The organism is Lentimicrobium sp. S6 (genome assembly GCF_013166635.1).
Lineage (GTDB): Bacteria > Bacteroidota > Bacteroidia > Bacteroidales > UBA12170 > UBA12170.
This window is the reverse complement of record NZ_JABKBZ010000063.1, coordinates 1-26458: the sequence shown is the minus strand read 5'-3', so window position 1 is coordinate 26458 and position 26458 is coordinate 1. Positions and strand designations below refer to the sequence as shown.

16 protein-coding genes are annotated in these 26458 nt (G+C 35.8%); 4 read left to right on the top strand and 12 right to left on the bottom strand.

Going from position 1 to position 26458, the window contains the following annotated elements; translation table 11 throughout:
• Positions 1-81 precede the first annotated feature (81 nt).
• From HNS40_RS17200 to HNS40_RS17170, 7 genes are all read right to left on the bottom strand, one after another.
• Positions 82-2964, bottom strand: coding sequence for a triple tyrosine motif-containing protein (locus tag HNS40_RS17200; protein ID WP_172283127.1), 2883 nt, complete (start codon positions 2962-2964; stop codon positions 82-84).
• Between the two features lie 53 nt (positions 2965-3017).
• Positions 3018-4220, bottom strand: a complete 1203-nt coding sequence (locus tag HNS40_RS17195) for a DUF418 domain-containing protein (RefSeq protein WP_172283125.1) — start codon at positions 4218-4220, stop codon at positions 3018-3020.
• Positions 4221-4223: 3 nt separating this feature from the next.
• Positions 4224-5285, bottom strand: a complete 1062-nt coding sequence (locus HNS40_RS17190) for a family 16 glycosylhydrolase (protein ID WP_172283123.1) — start codon at positions 5283-5285, stop codon at positions 4224-4226.
• A gap of 317 nt (positions 5286-5602) precedes the next feature.
• Positions 5603-7960: a glycoside hydrolase family 3 C-terminal domain-containing protein gene (locus HNS40_RS17185; protein ID WP_172283121.1), complete on the bottom strand. Its 2358-nt coding sequence runs from the start codon at positions 7958-7960 to the stop codon at positions 5603-5605.
• 18 nt (positions 7961-7978) lie between these two features.
• Positions 7979-10327, bottom strand: a complete 2349-nt coding sequence (locus HNS40_RS17180) for a glycoside hydrolase family 3 N-terminal domain-containing protein (RefSeq protein WP_172283119.1) — start codon at positions 10325-10327, stop codon at positions 7979-7981.
• Between the two features lie 13 nt (positions 10328-10340).
• Positions 10341-12761, bottom strand: a complete 2421-nt coding sequence (locus tag HNS40_RS17175) for a GH36-type glycosyl hydrolase domain-containing protein (protein WP_172283117.1) — start codon at positions 12759-12761, stop codon at positions 10341-10343.
• A gap of 431 nt (positions 12762-13192) precedes the next feature.
• The gene (locus HNS40_RS17170) at positions 13193-13927 is read right to left on the bottom strand and encodes an NUDIX domain-containing protein (protein ID WP_172283115.1); all 735 of its coding nucleotides are present in this window, start codon (positions 13925-13927) and stop codon (positions 13193-13195) included.
• A gap of 365 nt (positions 13928-14292) precedes the next feature.
• Between HNS40_RS17170 and HNS40_RS17165 the strand changes: the two genes are divergently transcribed.
• The 3 genes from HNS40_RS17165 (at position 14293) to HNS40_RS17155 (ending at position 21219) form a co-directional block, all read left to right on the top strand.
• Entirely contained in the window at positions 14293-17427 is a 3135-nt protein-coding gene (locus HNS40_RS17165; RefSeq protein ID WP_172283113.1) for a TonB-dependent receptor, read from the top strand.
• 52 nt (positions 17428-17479) lie between these two features.
• Entirely contained in the window at positions 17480-18994 is a 1515-nt protein-coding gene (locus HNS40_RS17160) for a RagB/SusD family nutrient uptake outer membrane protein (RefSeq protein ID WP_172283111.1), read from the top strand.
• Between the two features lie 317 nt (positions 18995-19311).
• The gene (locus tag HNS40_RS17155) at positions 19312-21219 is read left to right on the top strand and encodes a sigma-54-dependent Fis family transcriptional regulator (protein ID WP_172283109.1); all 1908 of its coding nucleotides are present in this window, start codon (positions 19312-19314) and stop codon (positions 21217-21219) included.
• A gap of 1 nt (position 21220) precedes the next feature.
• Here the strand turns inward: HNS40_RS17155 and HNS40_RS17150 are convergent, their stop codons facing one another.
• The 3 genes from HNS40_RS17150 to HNS40_RS17140 form a co-directional block, all read right to left on the bottom strand.
• Positions 21221-21796 (bottom strand): uracil-DNA glycosylase family protein, encoded by a 576-nt coding sequence (locus HNS40_RS17150; RefSeq protein ID WP_172283092.1) that lies wholly within the window; start codon positions 21794-21796, stop codon positions 21221-21223.
• Between the two features lie 57 nt (positions 21797-21853).
• Positions 21854-22486 carry a DsbA family oxidoreductase gene (locus HNS40_RS17145; RefSeq protein WP_216663664.1) on the bottom strand — a complete coding sequence of 211 codons (633 nt, stop codon included), beginning with the start codon at positions 22484-22486 and terminating at the stop codon, positions 21854-21856.
• Positions 22487-22612: 126 nt separating this feature from the next.
• Positions 22613-22948, bottom strand: coding sequence for a DsrE family protein (locus tag HNS40_RS17140; RefSeq protein ID WP_172283090.1), 336 nt, complete (start codon positions 22946-22948; stop codon positions 22613-22615).
• A 315-nt stretch (positions 22949-23263) separates the two neighbouring features.
• Here HNS40_RS17140 and HNS40_RS17135 point away from each other — a divergent pair, with 315 nt between their 5' ends.
• Positions 23264-25051, top strand: a complete 1788-nt coding sequence (locus tag HNS40_RS17135) for an ABC transporter ATP-binding protein (RefSeq protein ID WP_172283089.1) — start codon at positions 23264-23266, stop codon at positions 25049-25051.
• A gap of 189 nt (positions 25052-25240) precedes the next feature.
• Here the strand turns inward: HNS40_RS17135 and HNS40_RS17130 are convergent, their stop codons facing one another.
• Both HNS40_RS17130 and HNS40_RS17125 read right to left on the bottom strand, forming a co-directional pair.
• Complete coding sequence (locus HNS40_RS17130) at positions 25241-25753, bottom strand: 3'-5' exonuclease (protein ID WP_172283088.1); 513 nt, start codon at positions 25751-25753, stop codon at positions 25241-25243.
• A 12-nt stretch (positions 25754-25765) separates the two neighbouring features.
• Complete coding sequence (locus HNS40_RS17125; RefSeq protein WP_172283087.1) at positions 25766-26032, bottom strand: cysteine-rich small domain-containing protein; 267 nt, start codon at positions 26030-26032, stop codon at positions 25766-25768.
• Positions 26033-26458 lie beyond the last annotated feature (426 nt).

Below are 26458 nucleotides of genomic sequence, written 5' to 3'. Positions count from 1 at the left end.
GTAATTGTGATACTTAAAAAATATATAGGTGGATATTACTTACTACATCAATCATTGATATAGAAAAGAAGGGGCAATATGTTAAAATTTCAATATAAATTCGGTTAAATTGACTTCTCTATCAAGCTCCAATTTTTTTCTGAGACGGTATCGACTAATCTCGACTCCTCTTACTGAGATATTCATTAGTAGTGAAATCTCTTTACTTGATTTATTGATTCTTAGATAAGCACATAATTTGAGCTCTCGAGGACTTAAGCCTGGGTAGGCTAACTTGATTCTCTTCAAGAATTCCTCATGCACATTTTCAAAATTGGTTTCAAAAACCTGCCATTGCTTATCGTTATTAATTTCTTTTCGTATTCTTTTGAGCATCATTCTTAATTGATGCTTATTCTCTTCACTAGTCACTTTAGTACTAATTTCTTTTAGTTCATTAATGAGCTGAATAAGTATTTCATTTTTATGTATGGTTTCGTAGGTGGAGTTAACGAGTTCTTTGTTTTTTAATTTGATGCTGAGTCTTAATTTATCATTCCTCATTTTTATGAGTTCCTTCTCCGCTTCTAAAGCTTCTTTTTGTAATTCTGCTTCCTTCTTACGAAACAATCTTGCTTGTTCTTCTTCATGCTTGCTTTTTACCGCTTTTAGTCTTCTATTAATAATAACAAAGAGCAGCATTAAGAAAATGAGAAAGGCTATGAAATAAATAATATAGGCCAGAATACTACGATAATATGGAGGGGAAACAATGAATTTAAACGCTATGGCTTGGGTGCTAACCCCATATATATTCTTGCTTCTTAGCTGGAAGGTATAATTTCCCTCAAATAGATTGGTATACTCTTTTGTGTTTCTACTGTCCCAATCTGACCATTCCTTCTCGTAACCCTCTAACATGGTAGAATAAACTACATCATTAGGGTTTTCAAAATCGTTGGCTGAAAATGTGAACTCTATATCGTTATTGGTATAATTAATTTGGACGGGTTTGTCAGTTGCAGAATAGTAATATACAGAATCGGGTTTGAAGGTCCGCATTTGATTAATATAGGACTGAAATGGAACATTATAATCTTTCTGAACTTTTAGAGAATAATACTCAAAACCATTTTCTGTAGCAATAAGACAATGATCTTCTTTTTGGGTGTTTACAAACTCGAAACCATTCACAAATTGGCCTTTTAATTTCATAAAGGGGAGGGTGACATTATAGTATTTACCATCCTCTCCAAACCTTAATACAGCTAATTCCCCAGCAGTAAAATACCAGATATTATGATTTTTATCTTCACTAACCATTCTTACTTGGGAATCCTTAATAAAAGGCTTAAAAAAATCCTCCCTTATAAAGTCCTCTTTTTTATTGGAATAGGAGAACATTCCATCTCCAGTCAGAAAATGTATTTTCCCTTTTAGTGTGCAGAGGCTAAAAAGCTGTTCATCCAAAATGGAGTTACTTGAATTAAAATAATCGACTTGCAATATGGTTTCATAATCATCACTAAGAATAAATCGATAAACGCCTTTAAAGCCATGCATCATCCACAAATATCCATCCCCATCAAATGCTATGTCTCTGGCGGATTCGGAAAAGCCATCCAACACCTTTTTAAAGGCCCATTGTCCATTTATCTTTTCAAATAGTATTAATCCACTATAAGTACCCCCGATTACCTTAGTAGAGTCTTTTGGGGTTTGAATATAGGCCCAGCCCCCTGGGATATCGGATATTTGTTGGGCTTCTTCTCCTTCAATAATAAACGTCCCATAATTATGTCCACAGAAAAGGCTTCCATCTATTTCATTCAAGGACCAAACTTGCCCTTGGGTTTTAGGGATGATTTTTAATTTTTTGTTCAACAAGTTATTCGACAAAGTTGAATTTTGCTGCGTAACTTGTAGTCCTTGATTAGTACCCAAATACAGATTGTCTTCAAAATATCTGGCAGTGTATCCAGTACCCGCGCCAAAATTGTAAGATATACGCGACAATGGAGAACTAATTTCTACAAAATCGATTCCTTTATCGGTGCCTAACCACAAATTACCCAAATTGTCTTCACCAATGCTAAGAATGGTATTGTTTTGAAGTCCATCGGACATGTTTAAATGCTGTATTAATTCGCCTTTGGTATTCACCATGACTAATCCATTTTGGATGGTTCCGAAGCATAATATTCCTGATTTCGTTTTATAAGAGCAGAATATTTGATTCTTCTTTAAAAACTCGTTGACATTTGTAGCCCATGGGATTACAGAATTCCCATCATAGGTAAAAACTCCATCGGAAGCCGTGGATATCAACATTTGATCATTGTGTTCTAAGATTCCCCAAATTTCTTTCCCCCTTAAACTTTCGGCCCCTTTGAGTGGAAAAAGTTTACCCATCGCCAAGCGCAATAAGCCTTGTTCCATATCATTTACATAAAAATTATTATTGAGTTGATAAGAAAGATGAAATTCGGAAGGGGCTGCTATCACCGTAATACTATCATCATTATAAATCATTAATTGAGAAAAGGATTGATAGATGATACCATCCAAATTAAAAGATATTCTCCAGACGTCATCAAAATCATTATACTCATTGGGAATTAAATTTCTAATAGAATGAAACTGATAAAACCCATCTTCCTTTTTTTTATAATATCCAATTTCATTAAATCCACCAGCGTAAATGATTCCTTCAACATCAATATATAAGCTTCTAACCAATCCATTATTGGTTATTGGAAAGTTTCTCCAATTTACACCATCAAACTCCAATAATCCTGAATTATTGGCAAAATACATTTTTCCATTATCGCCTTGCTGAATACTCCAGTTTTGGATTCCAGCATTAATTTCGGATCGTGAATAGTTTCGTACGCTAGAAGTGCCTATAAGTTTCTGCTGCGAAAAGCCAGAAAGACAAAGCAATATAGTAAAGAGTAAAAAGGTTTTTTGTAATCTAGAAGCCATTAATTGAATATTTAACCTCGCTAAGTTATGAAAATCAATGGCAATATTACACACTAAATCTTCGAATTAATTATTTTTCTTTTGAGTGGAATCGAGAAGTCCAGCTGAGTCAAAGCTCTCCATAGCCATTCCAATGGACCATAATAATAATTTTTCATCCAATAATGGCTAAAGCTGACTTGCAGAATAAAAAACAGTATTCCATAAATCAAACTCCAAGTGGAACCCATAAATCTGTACATGCCCAATCCATATCCATAAAAGATGAATACTCCTATCATGGATTGACCCACATAGTTTGATAGGCTCATTCTACCATAAACAGCTAAATAATTAAATACTTTAGCCTCGCTAAACTTGATATAAATGAGACAAAAAACTGAAAAGATAAAGAAGGTATGGGTGAAACTGGTATAAGCGCCTAAAAGTATATTTAAAAAATAGCTCTGGGTTTCAGCTAGGGGCAAAGTGATTAATAAAGTCTTGAATTGAATAATGACCACAGAAAAAACGAAAGTGATTAAGGCTATTTTTTCTAGCGTTTTTTTATTCTCCTTTAATTTGTGGAAAAATTGTTCCCTCCCTAATACCAAACCAAAGATAAATAGAGCAATCAACATTAAATATCTTCCATTATAAAAGGTCCAGCCCCAAACAGCTGTTCTGGCTCGCCAGTTATTATATTCTATGACTTCAAAGAAGCTCCCTTTAGCAAATATTTCGCTGCCAATGCCCCATAATCCTGCTCCAAAAGTTTCTTGAAATATATAATTTGGATTCAGCAATGCGACTGTTAGCTGAATTAATGTTGGAATCTGTAAGGCCAAGATACCAGCAATAATGATCAAATGTTTTGTTTTAAATCTATCAAATAAAACCAAGCTCATGCCTAGAATGGCATAAATGTGCAATATATCTCCTTCGTAAAATAAGGAATGCACAAAACCTAAACCCATCAATATAAACAACCTCCAAATAAATTGGGCTCTGAAATCTATACCTAATTGTTTCTGCCTATCCATTTGTATAAAAAAGCTAAAGCCAAACATTAAAGCGAAAATGGAATATGCTTTTCCTGCTATTAAAAGGAAAATAGTTTCAAACACAAAACCATCAAGAGCAGGTGAGAATAAATAGTTTAGCTCTGGAGGATAGAAAAAATCAAAATGTTCGATGCTGTGAATCAATATGATTCCTAATAAAGCAAATCCTCGTAAGGCATCTACTATGACAATTCTAGGTTTTTTTTGACTCATTATCTATTGCTTTATGAAACGACCTTTGTCTAAATTTTCATTTCCTGAAGAAATTTGATAATAATACATCCCTCCCTTTAATTCTGAGATATTCAAGCTCACCAACTTTTCTTGTATGCTTCTTTTCAGAACTAGCTTACCCAAAGAGTTATATAGAGAGAACTCTAGAGCTTCAGGACCATTATGTTCACTAGAATCTATGAATAATTTTTCTTGAGCAGGATTTGGATATACCTTTATGGTTTTGTCTGTCTCTTTTTCAGGAATGGCATTTGGCGTAGTTCCAGGAGCGTAAACTCTAATGTAATCAATGACAAATTGAGTGGGGAATGCATCGGAATCTACCCCCTCTACTCCACCCCAGTTTCCGCCTACAGCAAGGTTGACAAGAATGTGGAATCTTTTATCGAAGGGCCAAGCTTGCCAATTTCCTTGATTCTCAAATGTAAAATAAAGTTCATCGTCAATATACATTTTGATGTAATCGGCTGTCCATTCGCAAGCATATACATGAAAAGCCTCTTCACAATCGGGGACTGGTTTTGCTACACCAACTTGAGTTCCGATGATGTGGTTATAGCTTTTGGTGTGGACTGTTCCATGGACATTCTCGGTATCGTAGCCCACATGTTCCATGATATCGATTTCTCCACTACCGGGCCATCCTCCATATTCCCAATCGGTGGGCAACATCCAAAAGGCGGGCCAGGTTCCTCTTCCGCTTGGAAGTTTGGCTCTCATTTCGAAATAACCATATTGCCAATCGCCTTTGTTTTTAGTAATGAGACGAGCTGAAGAATAAGCTTTTCCACTAAAAAACTCGTAGTGGGCTTCAATAATTAGATTTCCATTTTCAACTCGAGAGTTTTCTAGTCTAGCATCAGCATAATATTGCAATTCATTATTTCCCCATCCGTTGCCACCCACATCGTAGCCCCACTTAGCCGTATCTGGTAGTCCTTCATAATTAAACTCGTCGGACCAAATGACTTCTCTATTTTGAGAGGAGGCTAAAACAGGAAAAAGAAAAAGAGCTAAAAAGAGATATATTAGTTTGTTCATCATAATATCTTAATTATCATTGAGTAAAAGTAGTAATATCTAGCATACGAGTGGCTTTAGTAAGTTTAGTTAAAATGGTTTCGTATTGATAGTGACATCTCTTTAAAGCATCTATTTCTTATTTTGTATTATGTTTTTCAATATTTAAAAAGGATAGAGCTAAAAAGAGACTCTAGTTTGTTTATGATAAAAAATTTATCATTTGTTGTTTATAGTGATATCTAGTATACGAGTGGTATTAGTAAGTTTAGTTAAATTGGTTTCGTATTGATAGTGATATCTCTTTATAGCATCTATTTCCTTTATATTTTATCTTTAATTTATGGTGTATATGTAATTCCTTTACACTTTTCAATAAAATCTTTCACCCCTTGCTGATCAACTTCTCCTCCTGTTACATAAGGTAATTTTATGATGGGATTATCAATAAGGAAGTCATTAAATACGGCATTGTCTAAGGATTTTCCTTCGGGAACAAAATTACCAATCCATTGAGGAACCATGGCTTTTAATAATTCACGAGTTTCTTTATTATCCCAGTATTCTCTAAAGAAAGTATACTCATTATAAGCCAATGGCACTATTTGAGTAGATTGTAGTTGAATGGTTTCTTGTAGTTTGATATCCCTAGAGGAAGCTCCAACTAAAATATCAAAAGCACCACTTTCAGCAATCCAAAGCGCTCTATGTCCATCGAAATAGGAAAAATCGCGAGTATTGAGTTCGAAACTTACTTCTTTGGTTTCCCCTGGATTAAGTTCTATTTTAGCAAACTTCTTGAGTTCTTTTTCGGGACGTTGTAAAGTGCTTTCTTCATCCTTTACATATAACTGAACTATTTCTTTTCCTTTAGTTTCTCCTGTGTTTTTAATATTCATAGTTACTACTAAACCATCTGTATCTTTAATGTTTTTAGCAGATACTGTGAGGTCGCTATATTCAAAAGTAGTATAGGAAAGTCCGAATCCAAATGGGAAAAGAGGCTCCATTTTCTTCTCGTCATAATATCGATAGCCCACAAAAATGCGCTCCCCATAAATCACTTCTCCTTGCTCACCAGGAAAATTAAAAAACGCTGGTGTATCTTCTAGTTTCATTGGGAATGTTTCCGCCAATTTTCCGGAAGGATTCACTTTTCCAAAAAGCACATCGGCTGTGGCTCCTGCTCCCGCTTGTCCACCTAACCAGGTCTCTAATACTCCATCTACCTCATTTATCCAAGGCATGGTAATGGCAGAACCATTGGTTAAAACTACCACTGAATTTTCTTGAACTAGAGCAATTTCGCTGATCAGTTTATTATGCGATGGAGGTAAATCAATATGAGTTCTATCAATTCCTTCCGATTCATAATGTAAGGGTAAGCCCGCAAATACTAAAGCAATATCAGCTTTAGCTGCAGCTTCTTTAGCTTCGGCTATCATAGAATAATCTACATCATCTGTTAGGCTATAACCTTGGGAGTATGTGAATTTAAAATCATTACCATATTCTTGATTTAGAATATCGAGAACTTTATCGAGTTGAGTGGGTTTTACTTCTGAGCTACCATTTCCTTGAAAACGTGGATTATTAGCAAATTCACCAATAATGGCCACTTTCTTATACTTCTTCTTAGTTATAGGAAGTACCTTATTGTCATTCTTCAATAGTGTTGCTGCCTCTGCTGCTACTTGTCTGGCAAAGGCATGGTGTGCTTGTGCATCCAATTCCACTCCTTCTTTCTCCAGAGATTTTGCTTTTAATACCACCTGTAGAATTTCTTTCACTAAAGCATCTAATACAGACGCCTCTAATTCGCCATTTTTAACGGCTTCTACTATGAGTTCATCGTTAAAGGTACTTACACCAGGCATTTCGATATGCATTCCTGCTTTTATTCCTTCCACTCGGTCAACCACAGCAAACCAATCAGAAATCACAATGCCTTCAAATCCCCATTGATTTTTTAATACCTCTGTTAAAATATAAGGAGATTCGGTTCCGTATATCCCTTGAACTCGATTATAGCAGGCCATCACTGTCCAAGGTTGTGCCTTTTTAACCGCAATTTCAAAAGGCCTTAAATAGATTTCATGAAGCGTACGAATATCCATATCAGAATTATTATACATCCTCATGGTTTCCACATTATTAGCCACATAGTGCTTTAAAGAAGTTCCTACTCCTTGGCTTTGTACCCCATTAATAAAGGCAGCACCAAGTTCTCCAGAAAGAATGGGATCTTCGGAGAAAAACTCAAAATTTCTTCCCGCTAAAACCGATCTTTTAATATTAACCCCAGGCCCTAATAATACATTCACATCCTGAGCTTGACATTCTTCTCCAAGAGCTACACCCAACTTCTCTATCAAATCTAAATCCCAAGTAGCAGCCAAAGCTGAAGCTGTAGGAAAACAAGTGGCAGGTAATTGGTCACCATAACCCGGTACATTAGTTGCAGGAGCACGGCGAAGACCATGAGGGCCATCGGAAACCCAAATCCATGGGATATCTAATCGCTCAATGGGCTTGGTACTCCAATCATCTCTGCCAGAACATAAAGATGCTTTTTCTTCTAAAGTCATTTTTGAAACTAAGTCCTCAATTTTTTGTTTCATGTCCTCATTGCTTTTGTCCTGAGCGTTTAAAGAAATTACGCCTAATAATAGTATTCCAATAATGATATAGTTTCTCATCTCCCTTACTTTTATGGATTATAATTTTACTTTACTTGGCATATTAAAAGCAACATCCTCTGTCAAAGTAATCTGATGTTCAAAATCTTTAATTCTAATGATAAAATCTCCTTTTTCGCAGACCAGCTGATTATTATAATTATGGAATGCCAAATCTTCAGCATTGATAGTGAAGTTCACATTCTTAGACTCCCCAGCTTTTAAATTGATTTTCTCAAATCTTCTCAGTCTCTTATTGGCCGGTGAAATTGAAGCTACTATATCAGAAGAGAAAAGCATGACCACTTCTTGTCCAGCTCTATCACCTGTATTAGTCACTTTCACTGAAATCTCCACTTCATTATTAGAGTCAAAAGTACTGGTGTTTACTTTGAAGTCTGAATATTCAAAAGTGGTATAACTTAACCCATGACCAAATTCATATTGAATAGCCACATCAGATTCGTAATCGTAAAGACCTTCCATTTTATCTTGTTTCTCCGCAGGTAAATAATCGTAAGTGATTAATGAATTGGGATACATAGGATAGGTATATGGAAGTTTTCCGCTTGGGTTGGAATCTCCAAAAAGCACATCGGCCAGAGCATCACCTCCATAATTGGCAGGTAAATAGGTATGGATAACCGCATCCATTTCATGCTCAAACTTAGAGATGATTCTTGGTCTACCTTCGTTCAATACAAGAATGATGGGTTTACCTGTTTCTGCCAATGCCAAAGCCAAATCTTTTTGATTGTCAGAAATATATAAATCATGTAAATCTCCAGGTTTCTCGGTATAAGAATTCTCGCCTAAAAACAAGAGTACATAATCAACAGCCTTGGCCGCTTTCACCGCTTTATGAATGTCGATATCTTTTTCCATATAATATTTACCTTCAAAATCATAAGAAACACCTTCCACAAATTTTACATTTCTATGCCCTATTTTATTCTGTACCGCTTCGAGAAATGTATGATAGTCTTCCGCAAATTCTTCTACTTTTTCACCTTGCCAAGAATAGGACCATCCTCCGTTTATCGTTCTCATACTATTAGAATTAGGCCCAGCCACCAATACTTTCACATCTTTCTTCAACGGAAGGATATCTTCATCATTTTTCAACAAAGTGATTGATTCTGTAGAAGCTTGATATGCCAATCTTTTGAAATACATACCACCAAATTCGGTATAGTCTTTCTGATAAGTATTAGGGGTTTCAAATAATCCCAATTCCATTTTTAGCTTTAAGATTCTAGTTACTGCATCATCAATTCTCGACATGGGAACTTCGCCTTCATTAACTAATTCTATTAAATAATCACAGAATTTGAAATTATAAGGAACCATAGACATATCGATTCCTGCATTGATGGCTAATTTCACCCCTTCTTTTTGAGTAGACACAATTTTGTCACGGTCATAGAAGTTTTCAATATCCTTCCAGTCGGTTACGATCATCCCCTCAAAGCCCATTTCTTCTCTAAGTAATCTGGTTAGAATCTCGAAATTGGCATGAACAGGCATTCCATTGATTAATCCAGAGTTGATCATGATGGTTTTAGCACCAGCATCAATTGCTGCTTGAAAAGAAGCGGCATGTATTTCTTTCAACTCTCTAGCTGAAATGCTTAAAGGATTTCTATCTTTACCTGAATTGGAATTATAAGCTAAGAAATGCTTTAAACAAGCAGCCCCATGTTTTGTATCAATATGACTCAAATCATCGCCTTGCAATCCTTCAACAGCTGCTTTACCTAATTCTTGAGCCAAATATATGTCCTCTCCATAAGTTTCCCATATTCTCGCATCACGAGGGTCTCTTCCCATATCCATAACAGGAGAAAAAGTCCAAGGTATATTACAAGCTCTCATTTCATAAGCTGTAAGTTCGTTGAGTTTTTTCACCAGTTTAGGATTAAAACTAGCCCCTTGTCCTATTTGCTGAGGATAAAGAGTAGAACCAGCTGTATATCCTACACCATGAATGGCATCGATGCCAAATAAAATAGGAATTCCAGTTTCCTTAATGGCTTTTATATTGAGTAATTCTACCGTTTTATTCCACCACTCTTTAGTTTGTGCCCTATTGTTTACCGTATTCAAAATAGAACCCAGTTTATAGATTCTAAAAGCTGAGTCTAGAGTTTCAGGGTTTATGGTTAAAGGTAATGGGCGATGATCATTATCTCCACCTTTAAAAAAAACGCCCAAAGTTATTTGCGTCATTTGCCCTACCTTTTCTTCAAGTGTCATCCCAGCCAATATTTCCATCACTTTCGTGTTGGAAACTTGGCTGTTTTCACTTTTCTGCAATTCTTTGCAACCTACGGCCATAGCTATAAGCAGCAACATAAAATAGATTAAATATGATTGGTCCAGTTTCATTTCTTTATCCAGTTTAGTCTAGTGTAATCTTTACATTATAAGTCTTGCTTTCGGTGTCTAATGGAAGAGGTCCCTCCCATACATTACCATCCACAAAACAAGTCATATGATCACCACCATTATTTACAATGTCGATGTGATAAGTATTACCTCTATAAACACGCGTAGCTTTAAACCCCTTTAAATGTGCTGGGATTTTAGGATCAATAACTAATCCCTTATAATCTGGTTTGATTCCCAAAATATGTTGGCTCACGGAGAAAAAGTTCCATGCTGCGGTTCCCGTTAACCAAGAATTTTTGGCTTCCCCTGGTTTGGCGGCATCTTTTCCGGCTATCATTTGAGAATATACATAAGGTTCTGTTTTATGCAACTCGCTAATGTCTTCTAAATAAGCAGGTGCTATTCTGGTATAATAATCAAATGCTTTTTCTTTGTTTCCGAGCATGGCTTCAGAAATAATAATCCAAGGATTATTATGACAGAATATTCCAGCATTTTCCTTATAACCTGGAGGATAAGAGGTGATTTCGCCAAGGTTGAGTTTGTATTTGGTATAAGGAGGATTCAATAAAACAATACCATAAGGTGAAGCCAATCGCTCGGCAACACTATCCATGGCTTTTTGTGCTCTACCGTCTTCATGACCAATTCCTGCCATTACACAGAAGCCTTGAGACTCAATAAATATTTGACCCTCTTCATTTTCTTTAGATCCTACTTTTTCACCATAATAATCGTAGGCTCTCAAGAACCAATCACCATCCCAAGCTGACTCGTCTATCGCATTTTTCATATTAGCGATATGTTTCTTAGCTTGTTCTGCTTCTTCATGCTCTCCTCTGAGTTCACATATTTTGGCAAATTCTTCTCCGTAAATCACAAACATACCAGCGATCATCACTGATTCTGCTACTTTTCCTTTTTGGTTTTGGGTGGTTTGGAATGATTCTCCAGGTTTGTCGGAGAAACAATTCAAATTGAGGCAGTCGTTCCAATCAGCTCTACCTATCAAAGGTAAGTGATGAGGTCCTAAATTATTTACTACATGATAAAATGATCGCTTGATATGCTCAAACATGGGGAACTCTTCTCCATCATTATTAAATGGAGCCTTATAATCCAATAATGACCAATCACCAGTTTCTTTAATATAAGAAGAAACAGAGAAAATAAGCCATAGTGGATCATCGTTAAAGTTACCACCTACTTCGTGATTTCCTTTTTTAGTGAGAGGTTGATATTGATGATAAGCACTACCATCCTCCAATTGTGTGCTGGCCAAATCGATAATTCTTTGACGAGCCAGTTCAGGTACCAAATGTACCATTCCTATAATATCTTGATTAGAATCGCGGAATCCCATACCACGACCAATTCCCGATTCGAAGAAGGAAGCAGAACGAGAAAAGAAATAGGTCACCATATTTTGATATTGGTTCCAAATATTCACCATTCTGTCTAATTTCTCATCCTCACTCTTAATAGTAAGTTTACTGAGTAGCTTATTCCAATATGCTTTTAATTTGGCTATAGAAGCATCTACTTGTTCGCTGGTTTGGAATTGAGACAACATAGACTCGGCATTGGTTTTATTAATGACATTAGGAGCAATGAATTTCTCTTCCTCTTTATTTTCAGCATATCCCAAAACAAACACCAAGTCTTTTTCTTCGCCTGGAGCTAATTCCACCTCTAAATAATGAGAAGCAATAGGAGACCAACCATGAGCATGGGTGTTTCCACTTGTTCCCTCAGTGACCATTTCTGGAGTATCGAATCCATTATAAGCTCCCAAGAAAGATTCTCTATCGGTATCAAAACCTTTAATCTCTTGATTTACGGAGTAGAAAGCAAAATGATTTCTTCTTTCACGATACTCGGTTTTGTGGAAGATGGTAGAATTTTCAATTTCCACTTCACCGGTATTGAAATTACGTTGAAAGTTGGTCATATCATCTAAAGCATCCCATAAAGCCCACTCCACAAAAGAATGTAATTTGATGGATTTTTTCTCAGAACTCTTGTTTTTCAGTTTTACCCTTTGAACTTCTCCATTAAAATCTAGAGGAACAAAGTAAAGTACTTCTGCTTCTAGACCATTCAATTCTCCTTTTATGGTGGAATAACCCAAACCATGACGACATTCGTATTTGTCAAGTGGAGTTTTGACAGGTTTCCATCCTGGCGACCAAATCTTCCCTCCATCATTTATATAAAAATACTTTCCTCCGTCATCTGTAGGTACATTATTGTATCTGTACCTGGTGATTCTTCTCATTTTAGCATCTTTATAGAAGCTATATCCACCCGCTGTATTCGACATCAAACTAAAAAAGCTCGATGTTCCCATATAATTGATCCACGGTTGTGGTGTCTTGGGATTCGTAATCACGTATTCTCTATTATTATCGTCGAAATGTCCGTATTTCATTAGATCTAAAATTTAATTAATTATTTGGGTCATTCAGTCTGCCAAGTTTATTAGTCTTGGGATAAAAAATCACCATCAGCAATAAGTATATGATCCTTATTGACCATATTTAAAAAAGTAAACAATGGAATAAATATAGAAGAGAACAAGTAGAAGGATAGAATTATTCTTTCAATTGCTTTTTTTGTGAATTAGAGAATTTATTCCATAGCAAAATAAGGCGCCATATGGAAAGAAAACAGGCTTTCTATATGTTCCTTAAGCACAAAGGCCTTAGCTATTTTAGGAAAACATCTATTAATACCAATAATAGATGTTACCTCTTATTTAATAAATCACTCATGCGTAAGTCTTTAAATTTCACTTTTAAGAAATTGAAAGCAAATCACCTTTCACTCTCTACTTACACTATTCATTTTCACTCAAATATGTCAGACGGAAAAGTCCAGCTTTTCCTTTTTTGTTCTATCGTAAACATCCTTACTAAAGATAAAAACTTGAGCAGGTTTATGTGCCACACCTTTTTGTTTTTCATCTAAAGGAATAAGGTATTTCATTTGGCTCACTTTCTTTCTAAAGTTACGCCTATCGAATTTTGCTCCAAAAACGCATTCGTAAAGCTTTTGCATTTGCGAAATCGTAAATTTCTCAGGCAATAACTCGAAGCCTATGGGTTCTCTTCTCAGTTTTCTTTGGAGAAACTCTAGGGCTCTTTCTATCATTTCTTGATGATCGAACCCAAGTTCAGGTAAATCATCAACAGGAAACCATTGGGTATTGGCATGTTTTTCGTCGGGTTTCACATCAAAGCAATCCACCAAAGAATAATAACCCACCGACACCACATGATCCGAAATCATAGGATATTTTAATTTGGTCCACATTTGGTCTTTCTCAGAACTCATTCGGCTCAATCCACCAAAAGTATAAAACTGTTCAAGAAATATATTATCCAAACCTGTTTTATCCTTTAGAACTCTAGATGCTGCTGTATCAATGGCCTCACCCTCCAAAACATGGTGTCCTTGTACGGTATAATCTATGAAAATGATATCCTTAGTAATGGGATCCAACAATTCACGTTTAGTGAGCATCACGTTTAACCTTTCATGGTCAAATCCGAAAACAACACAATCCACAGATAAGTTTGGAATATAAGATTTCATAGTTTTATAAAGTGTATTTGTTACACACTGCAAATATATGGATTAATATTTAAAATAATCAACACCTATGTATAATTTCTATAATATACCTCAATAGACAGTAATGATAGTCAATGCCTTATGATTTTGTTATTTAGAATGAATATAAATTAATGCTGGGCTGTTAATTTTAGTTAATTAAATCAAAAAAAAATATAGTTTTGTAAGTGTATTTAATACACATACTAATGTGTCTTGAATATCAATAAAATAAACATAACAATATATATAAGGAGTATATTTTACATTATTATTTAGAATTCGAATAGTCAGTTTTGTTAGACAATTAATCAAATGCAATCATTATAAAAATAAATGTTAATCGTATGAAATCAGATGTTTACAATTTTTTAGGATTGAACACCTTCGCAAAAAGAGCAATGCTTTTGTTAGGAATGCTATTACTTAGTGTTTCTTTTACATTAACTGCTCAGAACGTGTACAATTATAATGGTATGGTTCAAGATGAAAATGGAGAACCATTGCCCGGCGTCAATGTGATAGAAAAAGGTACCTCAAATGGTACTATTTCCGATATTGACGGAACCTTCAATATGCAATCTACTCAAGAAACCGTTACTGTTTCTTTTTCTATGATTGGATATATTACACTTGATCAATCATTAATTGCTGGTCAAAAGGCAGTAGTAGTGATGAAAGAAAATGTAGAAACACTTGGGGAGGTGTTAGTAGTAGGTTATGGTACACAGAAAAAAGCAAATATTACTGGTGCTGTAGCTAAAATCGATGGTAAAACATTACAAGAAATACCAACAACAACTGTTGCAGGTGGTTTACAAGGCCGTTTAGCTGGTGTTGCTGTTTCTCCTTCTTCTGGTTCTCCAGGAGCAGGTCAGAAAGTGGTTATTCGTGGTGTTGCTACAAATGGTGATGCTCAACCTATTTATGTGGTTGATGGTATGGTTTCTGGAAACATTGATAATCTAGAACCAAACGATATCGAAAACATTACTGTATTAAAAGATGCTGCTTCCGCTGCTATTTATGGTGCCAACGCTGCCAATGGTGTGGTTTTAGTAACTACTAAAAAAGGTGAAAAAGGTGCTGGAAGAGTTTCTTATAGTATGCAAGTAGGATCTCAAAGTGTAGGTGATTATACTAAACCTATGGATGCACAAAGCTATGCAACATGGTTAGATGAAGCCAATGGTACTGAAGTAAGAAGTACTGGTTATAACACAAATTGGATGGATGAGACCTTACAAACTGCAATGATGCAAAAGCATCACTTGTCTTTTTCTGGAGGTTCTGATAAAGGAAATTATTATTCTTCAATTTCTTATTTAAACCAAGATGGTGTTGTTGGTGGTGACAATGCAAACTTTGAACGTTTGAATGCTCGCGTAAACATCAATCAACAAATTAAAAAATGGATGAAAGTTGGTGTTTCTGCTAACTATACTCGTTTTAAAAGAACTTCAGTTTCTGAAGATGATGAATTTGGTGGTGTTGTGGCAAGTGCTTTATCTTTTGACCCAACTACTCCTGTTATTTATGAAAACGCAATTGGTGATAACCTAACTGCAGCATACTTAAATGATATTTATATGCCAGCTGTTAATGGTGGTCTTGCTGTAACTAATGATGATGGAAAATATTATGGTGTATCTGAAATAGTAGCTGGTGAAATCGTAAATCCATTGGCTCAAATTCAAAGTACAAAAGGATATACTAAGCAAGATAAATTGATGGGTAATATGTATATGACCCTAGGTGATGATACTTGGAAAGGTTTCAAATTCACTACACGCGCTAGTATAGATGTGGCTAACGAATTATATAGCTACTGGACTCCAACTTATTGGTATAGTTCAGAGAGAAATAACTCTGGAACAAACTCAAATAAAAACTATAACACTTGGTCTACTTGGATGTGGGAAAACTACATTTCTTATGACAAAACTTTTGCTGAAAAACATAATTTAGCCGCTGTTGTGGGTATGTCATCTCAAGAGTACACTCATATTTGGAATAATAGCACCAGTAGCCCAATGGCTGCAGAAGGTGATGCCTTTAATGAGCATGGTGATGCCCAAAGACCTGGTGATGTTGCTGGTAACAGTCAAGTTGAAAGACAAGTATCATATTTTGCAAGAGTATCTTACGATTATGAAGGTAAGTATTTATTACAAGCTATTTTCCGTCAAGATGGTACTTCAATGTTACACCCAGATCAAAAATGGGGTTCTTATCCTTCAGTATCGGCAGGTTGGATTGCTTCAAATGAAGATTTCTGGAATGTAAGCTTTATAGATTTCTTTAAAGTTAGAGCTAGTTGGGGTAGAAACGGTATGCTAAATGAATTAAGACCAGACCAATATCGCTCATTAATTACTTTTAGTGGATTACAGTATCCTGATGCAACAGGTGGTTGGTATGCAGGTGCAGAACCTGAATTATTAGCAAACCCAGAATTAACTTGGGCTTCTTCTGAGCAGTTAGATATCGGATTCGATATGTATATGTTAGGTGATAAATTAACTATTGGATTTGATTATTTCAACAAGAAGACAAAAGATCTTTTAACCATTGGTTCTCCTCCATTGTCTGTTGGTAATACACCTTCAACAGTAAATGCTGGTGATGTAACTAATAAAGGTGTTGAAATTGAGTTGGGCTATAGAAACTATGATAATGAGTTCAAATATGGTATTAGCGCCAATATGACTTTCATGAAAAATGAAGTGACCTATTTGAATCCATTACTTGATAGACTTGATGGTACTGGTTTAGGAACTGGTTGGACTGCAACTGCTTTTGAATTAGGTCAGCCTGTATGGTTCTTCCGTGGCTACGAAACCAATGGAATCTTCCAAAATCAAGCACAAGTTGATGCTTATAAAGAAGCCAACGGTGGTTTAGCTGGTTATGATCCTGTTCCTGGAGACCCAATCGTTGTAAATGTAAATGGTGATAATTTAATTAATGAAGAAGATCAAACTAATATCGGTAACCCTCATCCAACATTTACTTGGGGTGCTAGTATCGATTTAGCTTATAAAGGATTCGATTTCAGAACTATTTTACAAGGTGTTCACGGACATGATGTATTATTAGGATGGAACCGTTACGATAGAACTACTTATAATAAGCCTCAATTCTTCTTTGATGACAGATGGACTGGTGAAGGTTCAACAAACGAATTCCCAAGAGCAGAACAAACTAGTTCTTATGTTTATAATAGTGACTTAATGGTTTTCAAAGGTTCTTATGTAAGAATTCGCCAAATCCAATTAGGATATACTGTTCCTAGAAGCTTTATGAAAGATAAAGTTCAGAACTTAAGATTATATGTTTCTTTAGATGATTATTTCACTTTCAGCAACTATCCAGGTATGGACCCAGCTGCAGGTACAAGTAGAAATGATGCACAAGGTATCGACCGTGGATATTATCCAACACCACGAAAAATTTACTTTGGTTTATCATTCTCTTTCTAGGGTGAATTGATTTAAAGAAATAATTAATGTTTAAATTAAAAAGATATAGAAAATGAAAATTCAATATAAAATATTTGTAGTCTTTGCTTTGATGCTGTCTTTCACAGCTTGTAAAAAAGACTTTTTAGAAGTGGACCCAATTGGAAAATTGGCTGTTCAAGATTTTTATCAAACTGATGAAGATGCCACAAGAGCTATCATGGCTAGCTATGATATCCTGCAATGGATGAACGCTCGTGACTGGAATAGTGCTTATTTGGTGAAAACTTTCCCATCAGATGAATCTAATGTAGCTGGTGGTGGGGATGGTGACCAACCTCCATATCAAGAATTAGGAGTTTATAGTTATGGTGCCTCAAATCCTACTATTACAGCAGTTTGGGAATCAAATTATTTCGGAATTTACCGTGCCAATATGGTGATTAATAATGTTCCTGGAACTACACCATTGCAACAACAGATTATTGGAGAAGCTCAATTCTTACGTGCTTATTATTATTTCGAAATTGCTGCAATGTTTGGAAATGGACCACTTATTCTTACTGAATTAGCTCCTTCTGAATATTCTCAGCCTTTCGTTGATGCTACTGTTCTTTATGACCAAGCTATTGCTGATTTAGAAGCTGCTATAGATGTACTTCCTAAGAAAAGTGAATACGATCCTCGCGATGTATTTAGAGCTGCCAAAGGTACTGCTCAAGCTTTATTAGGTAAAGTAAACTTGTATGCTGAAAATTGGGCTGATGCTGCTACTGCTTTTGAAGCTGTAATTACAAGTAACGAATATGAATTACAAGGTGACTATTCAACATTATTCTTACAAGAATCTGAATTTGGTGTTGAATCTTTATTAGAAGCTTCTTGGGTAACTACAATGGGCTATGACTGGGGAACATTCCAGTGGGGCGGAAATAGAGCTATGGAAAATAACATTACATGGCAGTTAACTGGTCCTAGAGGTGATTTCTTTAATGCTGGTGAAACAGGCTTGATAGGAGGATGGGGATTCAACCTTCCAAAACAAGGATTATATGATGCTTTTGCTTCTGAAGGAGACGAAATAAGAAAAGCTGCAACTATTCTTTCATTAGAAGACTTAAGAGCTTTAGGCGGTAATTGGACTGACGAAAGTGCTTGGGGTTGGGACAACTGTATTAGAGTTAAATATTCTACTCGTATGGACGAAACAAATGGTGACGGTGGTGCTGTTCCTGAATTAAACTATGGAACAAACTTACGTCTTATTCGTTATGCTGATGTATTATTAATGGCTGCTGAAGCACACCATAAAAATGGTAACGATGGACAAGCTGGCACATACTTAAACATGGTAAGAACTAGAGCTGGTTTAGATGGATATACTGGAAATATTATGGACGCCATTAAGAAAGAACGTCAAATGGAATTGGCATTTGAAGCTGTTCGTTTCTTAGACTTGGTACGTTGGGGTGATGCTGCTACAGTATTAGGACCTCTAGGTTTCCAAGCTGGCAAACATAATTTATACCCTATTCCTTCGGCTGAAATGCGTAACAATACAAACGCAGTTCAAAACCCTGGATATTAAGAAATAACTTGAGTTTTAGTTATATAATTGATGATTTGTAACATTTGGACGGGGTTTTGATTTAGGCCCCGTCTTTTTTTTGTGTGTTTTTATAAGCCTTGCTAATTTTTAGCGAGGCTTTTTTTGAATAATGCTATTGATGAGATCTGTTTTTTTGATTGGAAACCAAGAGTATTTGTATACTCTTTCACCACCCTTCTATACTTATACCCATTATAAATTAATAATTCCTTCTCATCTCCTCCAAATAATTCCGAGATTTGCCTCCTCAGAATTAGCGTTTCTATAGTAATACTTTCAATTAAAGAGAAAGAAGAATGAGTGTAGTGGAAAGAGAGGGTATCATAGGTCGTTCTAGACATAGAAGCGAAGAGATTGGACTAAAAAAGGATTACCAAACAGCTTGTATCAAACTTCAAAGCCATAATAAAGAAGCTTTACTCGATAAAAATAAATTGCTTTTAAATATAGCCCACCCTTTTATTGAGGACCTTCAGGATATTCTCATAGCATCAAAATTTATCCTCATTCTTTCCGATATTAATGGAAATATTTTGGACATCAAAGGCGAAGAAAATACAATAAAGCAAGCCAAACAATCCAATATCAACATTGGGGCTTCCATGGAGGAAAAAAATATTGGCACCAATGCCATTGGAACTGCTATTTTTGAGAATCGCCCGATTCAGGTTACTGCCCAACAACATTTTTCCGAAGCGTTTTATAATTGGACTTGTTCTGCAGCTCCCATCCATAATGCCAGCGGAAAAGTGATTGGTGCTTTAAATCTCACTGGCGATCATCAACAAGAACATGAGCATACTTTAGGTTTAGTTATTTCAGCTGCCAAGGCCATAGAAAATAAAATTGCCAGCGAGGAAATTCAAAAGAGCTTATTCCATGCACAGAACTATGCTTTTGCTATGATGAATCAGCTTTCCTTTGGCGTTTTTGCTCTCAACCTCCACGATCAAATAGTGTGGGCTAATGATACAGGTTGCCGTGCCATTAATACGCGAAGAAGTATTTTGGTGGATTCTCCCATCGAAGACATCCTCAAATCTTGGCCTAAAATTAAAAGAATCATTCTTTCTAATCTGGGTTTCCTCGATGAAGAACATAGCTTCAACATCCCAAACCTGAAAGACCATTTTCTTTTTAATGCCTATCTCATTCGTACGGAAGAAGATGAAATCATTGGATACTTAATCACCTTCCGTCCCTTTAAAAGATTGATGAGTTTGGTAAATAAATATGCTGGAACCATTACCTCCTATAAATTCGAAGACATCAGTAGTTCTAGTCCATTAATGATGGATGTAATTGAATATGCCAAAAAAGTAGCGCATAGCCCAACCTCAGTATTAATTAGTGGTGAAAGTGGAACAGGTAAGGAAGTTTTTGCTCAAGCTATACATAATGCCAGCGATCGGAAAAATCAAGCCTTTATTGCCATCAATTGTGGGGCCATCTCAGCCTCTTTAATAGAAAGCGAATTGTTTGGTTACGAAAATGGCGCATTTACAGGAGCTCTTAAAGGAGGAAGGCCAGGTAAGTTTGAATTGGCTAATGGTGGAACCCTATTTTTAGACGAAATAGGAGAGATGCCTCCCGATATGCAAGTGAAGCTATTAAGAGCCATACAAGAAGGGCAGATTACGCGTTTGGGAGGAGATAAAATCATCCCTGTGGATGTGAGAATCATTGCAGCTACCAATAAAAATTTAGAGGAGGAAGTTAAGAATAATAAATTCCGCCTTGATTTATATTATCGCATTAATGTGATTAGTATAGAGATCCCTCCTTTGAGAAATAGGCGCGAGGATATTCCCAACCTTGCTATGCATTTTCTTCAAAATAAAGCCATAAAACTCAATAAACCCATGATGCGTTTGAGTAATACTTTGCTGAAACAAATCAGTAATTATTCATGGCCAGGGAATGTAAGAGAATTGGAGAATTATATAGAAAAAGTCACTATTCTGAGTAGCCCAATCAGTATTCAACAACATCAATTTACAAAAGAAGAAGCACGAGTGGCGATTGAACCCAACGAGGAGCTTGAATTTTCACCCTCCTCTCTTAAAGATATGGAGAAACAAGCTATTCTAAAAACCATAGCCTTTCACCATTCCAATATGACTCAGGTCGCCAAATCACTTGGCATTAGTCGAAATGCTCTTTATCAAAAGATGAAACGCTATGATATTGCTTTGAAAGCATAAATCACTTTTTAAGGCTTTTGCTTATCTCAGTTTTCAAAGCAGGAAGAACCTCCTCAGCAAACCAAGGATTTTTAGCTTGCCAAAGATTATTTCTTGGTGATGGATGAGGGAGGACAAAATACTTTGGTAAGTATTCTTCAAAATGCATGACTGTTTCAGTTAGATTTCTTTTGGCTAAGCCCTTTAGGTAATAATCTTGCGCATATTTCCCTATTAGAATAACTAATTTTACTTCAGTTAAATGGCTCAATAAATCTTCATGCCATAAGGGAGCACATTCTTTTCGTGGAGGAATATCTCCTGACTTTCCTCTTCCAGGATAACAAAAGCCCATAGGAATTAATGCTATTTTCTCCTCATCATAAAAGATATGGTCTTCTATTCCCAACCAATTTCGAAGGTTCTTTCCACTTTTATCGTCCCATGGAATTCCAGTATTATGAACCGCTATGCCTGGTGCCTGACCAATAATGATGACTTTACTTTTGGGATGTGCCGTAATAATAGGACGTGGCCCTAATGGCAAATTCGACTTGCATACTTTACATTCTGAAATTTTTCTTTTTAGTTCTTCCATGCTATTATTAAGCGTTTCTCAAATCTAAATATAATTATAGAGGAGACACATCTTCAATTATCCACCTAACAAATCAGTTAAGAGCTTTTTATAAACATCCACTGGTTGTGCCCCAGTAATACCAGTGGTTCTATTGAAAACCATGGTGGGTACTGCTGTTACTCCCCGTTTCTGCCAATAGGCTTCTTTAGCTATAATTTGTTCACGAGCTTTTGTATCCTTTAATCTTTCTAGTCCTTCCTCTGCATTTAATCCCACAGCTTTTAATTCTTGAGCCAGAACCTTGGGATCTGAAATATCTTTATGTTCACCAAAATGAGCAGAAATCAAACGAAGGTTTAATTCTGTTTGCTTTCCATTTTCTAAAGCATAATCAATTAAAATATGAGCATCTCTGGTATTGGGCATTCTCATGCCATCAAAAAAATCGAATCTAAAATCCAAGTCGGCAGCATATTGAGTGAGCTGTGCTCTAGATTGCTTTCCTTGCTCAATGGTAGAACCATATTTCTGACTGATATGCTCTTGTAGTTCTTGTCCTTCAACAGGCATAGTCGGGTTGAGTTCAAAAGCTTGCCACTCTATCTCTACTAGATCTTGTAACCCCATTTCCTCTATTGCTTTCTCTAATCGCTTATAGCCTATCACACACCATGGACAAACCACATCTGAAACGATATCTATTATCATCTTACTTGCCATTTTCATCATTACCCTCCTCCAAATTTATTTAAATACTATTCAACAAAGGAAAGTGATTCTTTTCTGAACTCACTTCCTTAATTCATTAAAGAAATGCTAAAATTATTAATGATATTAAACAGTTAAAAGCTTCCCATCCTGCTTCAATATCTCAGTTAATGGCTCTCCCATATATTTGACATCTATTCCTAATTTCTCTAGAGTGTCGGTCACTCCCATATTATCACAACATGCTCTACACGCACCTATTTGAACCCCTTTTTCCATTATAGTAATAACTTCTTTCTGCAAGTCTTCATTTTCTCCTAAAAGCTTTACAGAAGCTCCCCATACAATGATACTTACTTCATCCCATAATCCCTTTTTTAAAGTATTTACAGCATACATGGAGATCATATGAGTAATAGTGTCTCTGTTATTCGTTGTCCAAAGAATGTTTAATTTATTCATTTCTATTTGTTTTATGTAATGAGGTTTCAACTTATCTGTATGTAAAATGATGAGCATTGAATACAGCAATCACCTTTCTGTCAATAGTATAAGTGCTGATTTATAATGTTCAATTATAAGCTTTTTCATCCAATAAAAAGCAAAGTTAATTCTATTATATGTTGTTCAAGAATATTTAGAATGTTATTTTTATGGTAACAAGAAGCACCAAATAAAACAGATGAACTAGTTTTGTAGAAAACATCCTTTCAAACATTCAATATGATTTAGAAGTACAATAGATCTTGAATAAAGAAATTAGACTGAAAACAAATAATGGCAAAAATAGACACCTCAAATGTTCCCAAAGGAAAGCTCAATAAAAATGGCTTTGCCAGTGCAATGCGTCTTTATAAATATATCAAACCCTATAGAGGACAGTACTTTTTAGGTGTTTTCTTTTTATTGGGTTCTAGTTTGGCGAGTTTGGCTTTTCCAAAACTCTTGGGTGATTTGGTGAATTCAGTCGAGAATACTACTTTTGGTTTGAGTTTAAATCAAACTGCTCTATTGATTGCTGGAGTATTAATACTTCAAGCGGTATTTTCCTATTTCAGGATTGTTTTATTTGTGAATGTAACTGAGAAATCTCTTGCTGCTCTGCGTTTGGCTAGCTATAGTCATTTGATCAAACTCCCACTTCAGTTTTTCGAGAAGAGAAGAGTTGGAGAACTGAATAGTAGAATATCGGCAGATGTGGCATTGCTTCAAGAAACCATGACCACTACTTTGGCCGAATTTATCAGGCAAATCATTATTATTGTTGGTGGAATTACTCTCTTGGGAATTATCTCCATTAAGCTCACAGGATTTATGCTGATCATCCTCCCCCCTACCATGATATTTGCTCGGTTTTTCGGAAAATTTATAAGGAAATTCTCAAAAGATATACAATCGGAATTAGCAGATTCAAATACTATTATAGAGGAGACTTTACAGGGAATTCAGAGTGTAAAAGCTTTTACCAACGAATATATTGAGATTGCTCGTTATAAGAAAAAGACGAAAGAGATAGCTGACTTGGGTATGACGAGTGGAAGGTATAGAGGAGCATTTTCCTCCTTTATCATACTCGGGCTTTTTGGTGCCATTGCCACTGTGGTATGGCAAGGTTCACGATATTTGCAGGCTGGCGAAATGGCTGCAGGTGATTTATTCTCCTTTGTTATCTACTCTGTGTTTGTGGGTGGTACCATAAGCGGTTTGGCCAATGTTTATACCAATATTCAGAAATTTATTGGTGCCACTGAGGACCTTTTTAAAATCTATGATGAAGAGCCAGAAGAACTTCAAGACCTCAAAGAAATAGATTCAAAGTATAAAATGAATGGGCAAATCAGTCTTAAGAATTTGAACTTTGCCTATCCATCGCGCCCAGACCAAAAAGTGCTTCAAAATATCAATATAAACATCGAAAGTAATAATATGGTAGCTCTTGTGGGTCATAGTGGAGCGGGGAAAAGTACCATGGCTTCTTTATTATTGATGTTGCATCCGCCAGCAAAAAATAGTCTGTTTTTCAATGACATCGATAGTCATGATTTTCCATTATCGGCTTTAAGAAGTCAGATTTCATTGGTACCACAAGACATCTTTCTATTCGGAGGAAGTATTAGTGAAAACATAGCTTATGGAAAGCCCAATGCCAGTGAAAAAGACATTTATGAGGCTGCACAAAAAGCCAATGCTTTGGAGTTTATCGAACGCTTTCCAGAGCAATTTGATACCATCGTTGGAGAACGAGGAACTCAGCTTTCTGGTGGGCAAAGGCAAAGAATAGCCATTGCCAGAGCCATTTTAAAAGACCCTAAGATTTTAATATTAGACGAAGCCACTTCATCATTAGATTCAGTTTCAGAAAAACTAGTTCAAGAAGCCCTTGAGAAATTAATGCAAGGCCGAACCTCCATTATCATTGCCCACCGCTTATCAACCATTAGAAAAGCAGATGAAATTGTGGTCATGGAACAAGGAGAAATAGTGGAGCAAGGCACCCACGAAAATCTAATGAAAGTAAATGATGGCAAGTATAATAAACTGATTCAGTTGCAGTATTCTAGTTAGTGTTCGGTAATAGTTTCATGATGGCAATTTTTTGTATACCACAAACCCTAAAAGGAGCAAAAATCCCTAGGTTGTCATATTGTTTATTGATTTGGACCATTCAAAGAATGGTATTTTAAATAAAATGCAAATCTTGCAAATCAGACTCCCAATTGGGCTGAGGAAAACTGATTTGTAATGTCGAATCAGCTACATAAACAACATAGTATTCCCAAAAATCCTCATCCCAATTATAGCACAAGCATAGGCATCATCCAGAGCTTCGTGGTGTTTTCTCATTTCGTAGCCACAGTGCTTTGATACGGTATGGAGCTGATGGTTTTCAAGTTGAGGAAAGTGTTTTCTAGCCGCTTTTACGGTACAGTAAAAACGGTATTTTGGATAATCCATTTGATATACTTGGAAGACTTTTTTTAGACAACCTTCATCGAATTTACTATTATGTGCCACCAAGGGGAGGTCTTCGATTAAAGGTATTATCTGGTCCCAAACATCGGGGAAAACAGGAGATTGATCGGTGTCGAGTTCTGTGAGCCCGTGAACTTGAGTATTCCAGTAGTCGTAGTAGTTGGGCTCAGGTTGAATAAGACTGTAGAATTTATTGGTGATTTCTCCATCCTTTACAACGACCACTCCAACGGCACAAACACTACTGCCTTTTTTATTGGCAGTTTCAAAATCTATGGCGGCAAAACTAATCATAACCCAAACTGCTTATTTGTTACTCGTTTCACTACCTATTTTCATAATCATGCCCATTTTACTCATCACATGGTCGTATCCTCCAGTAGCATGAGTTATGGTACAATCGCTACAGTCTTTAATACCTTGGGCATATTTAAAATTTCCTCCACATTTATCTTGAAGCATATAAAGCGGACAATAACAGAATAAGCAATTAAACTCCTCCTCTTTTAATCCTTGATGGCAAGGGAAGTATTCGCATTTTTTGTGTTGGGAGAATTTATAGTTTTCTGACATATTTTTATGGTGTTGAAAACAACTGATTTGTAAATATGGCACAAAAGTATGGTTTTCATTTTCAATTATACTGCAGTTTTTCTAAGCATGGTAAATATTTTTTAGTGATAGCGCCTAAATCTTTAAACTTAAGATTCGATTTATGTGATTTACATTATTTAATACATTTTTATTTCCTCATTCGATTCCAATATTTTCAATTCAAAAACACGAAAAAAAAGCTGAAAGCCTATTATTGAACGGATACCATTTTATAATACTAAAAAAAAGCTTTTTCAACAGCATTTGATATTAATAATTAGGGTTACCCATTTAAGTCTCGTGTAATTTAATCGAAGCGTAAGCAATCGGTTTATGCTCTACGCATCTCTGAATGATTTTATCTAAAATTGATTGGCGATGATTCCTTCTGTTAAATCTAAAGAA

Coding starts and splice junctions, on each gene's coding strand:
- HNS40_RS17200 (WP_172283127.1), bottom strand. CDS start 2,964: ATGGCTTCTAGATTACAAAAAACCTTTTTACTCTTTACTATATTGCTT.
- HNS40_RS17195 (WP_172283125.1), bottom strand. CDS start 4,220: ATGAGTCAAAAAAAACCTAGAATTGTCATAGTAGATGCCTTACGAGGA.
- HNS40_RS17190 (WP_172283123.1), bottom strand. CDS start 5,285: ATGATGAACAAACTAATATATCTCTTTTTAGCTCTTTTTCTTTTTCCT.
- HNS40_RS17185 (WP_172283121.1), bottom strand. CDS start 7,960: ATGAGAAACTATATCATTATTGGAATACTATTATTAGGCGTAATTTCT.
- HNS40_RS17180 (WP_172283119.1), bottom strand. CDS start 10,327: ATGAAACTGGACCAATCATATTTAATCTATTTTATGTTGCTGCTTATA.
- HNS40_RS17175 (WP_172283117.1), bottom strand. CDS start 12,761: ATGAAATACGGACATTTCGACGATAATAATAGAGAATACGTGATTACG.
- HNS40_RS17170 (WP_172283115.1), bottom strand. CDS start 13,927: ATGAAATCTTATATTCCAAACTTATCTGTGGATTGTGTTGTTTTCGGA.
- HNS40_RS17165 (WP_172283113.1), top strand. CDS start 14,293: ATGAAATCAGATGTTTACAATTTTTTAGGATTGAACACCTTCGCAAAA.
- HNS40_RS17160 (WP_172283111.1), top strand. CDS start 17,480: ATGAAAATTCAATATAAAATATTTGTAGTCTTTGCTTTGATGCTGTCT.
- HNS40_RS17155 (WP_172283109.1), top strand. CDS start 19,312: ATGAGTGTAGTGGAAAGAGAGGGTATCATAGGTCGTTCTAGACATAGA.
- HNS40_RS17150 (WP_172283092.1), bottom strand. CDS start 21,796: ATGGAAGAACTAAAAAGAAAAATTTCAGAATGTAAAGTATGCAAGTCG.
- HNS40_RS17145 (WP_216663664.1), bottom strand. CDS start 22,486: ATGATAATAGATATCGTTTCAGATGTGGTTTGTCCATGGTGTGTGATA.
- HNS40_RS17140 (WP_172283090.1), bottom strand. CDS start 22,948: ATGAATAAATTAAACATTCTTTGGACAACGAATAACAGAGACACTATT.
- HNS40_RS17135 (WP_172283089.1), top strand. CDS start 23,264: ATGGCAAAAATAGACACCTCAAATGTTCCCAAAGGAAAGCTCAATAAA.
- HNS40_RS17130 (WP_172283088.1), bottom strand. CDS start 25,753: ATGATTAGTTTTGCCGCCATAGATTTTGAAACTGCCAATAAAAAAGGC.
- HNS40_RS17125 (WP_172283087.1), bottom strand. CDS start 26,032: ATGTCAGAAAACTATAAATTCTCCCAACACAAAAAATGCGAATACTTC.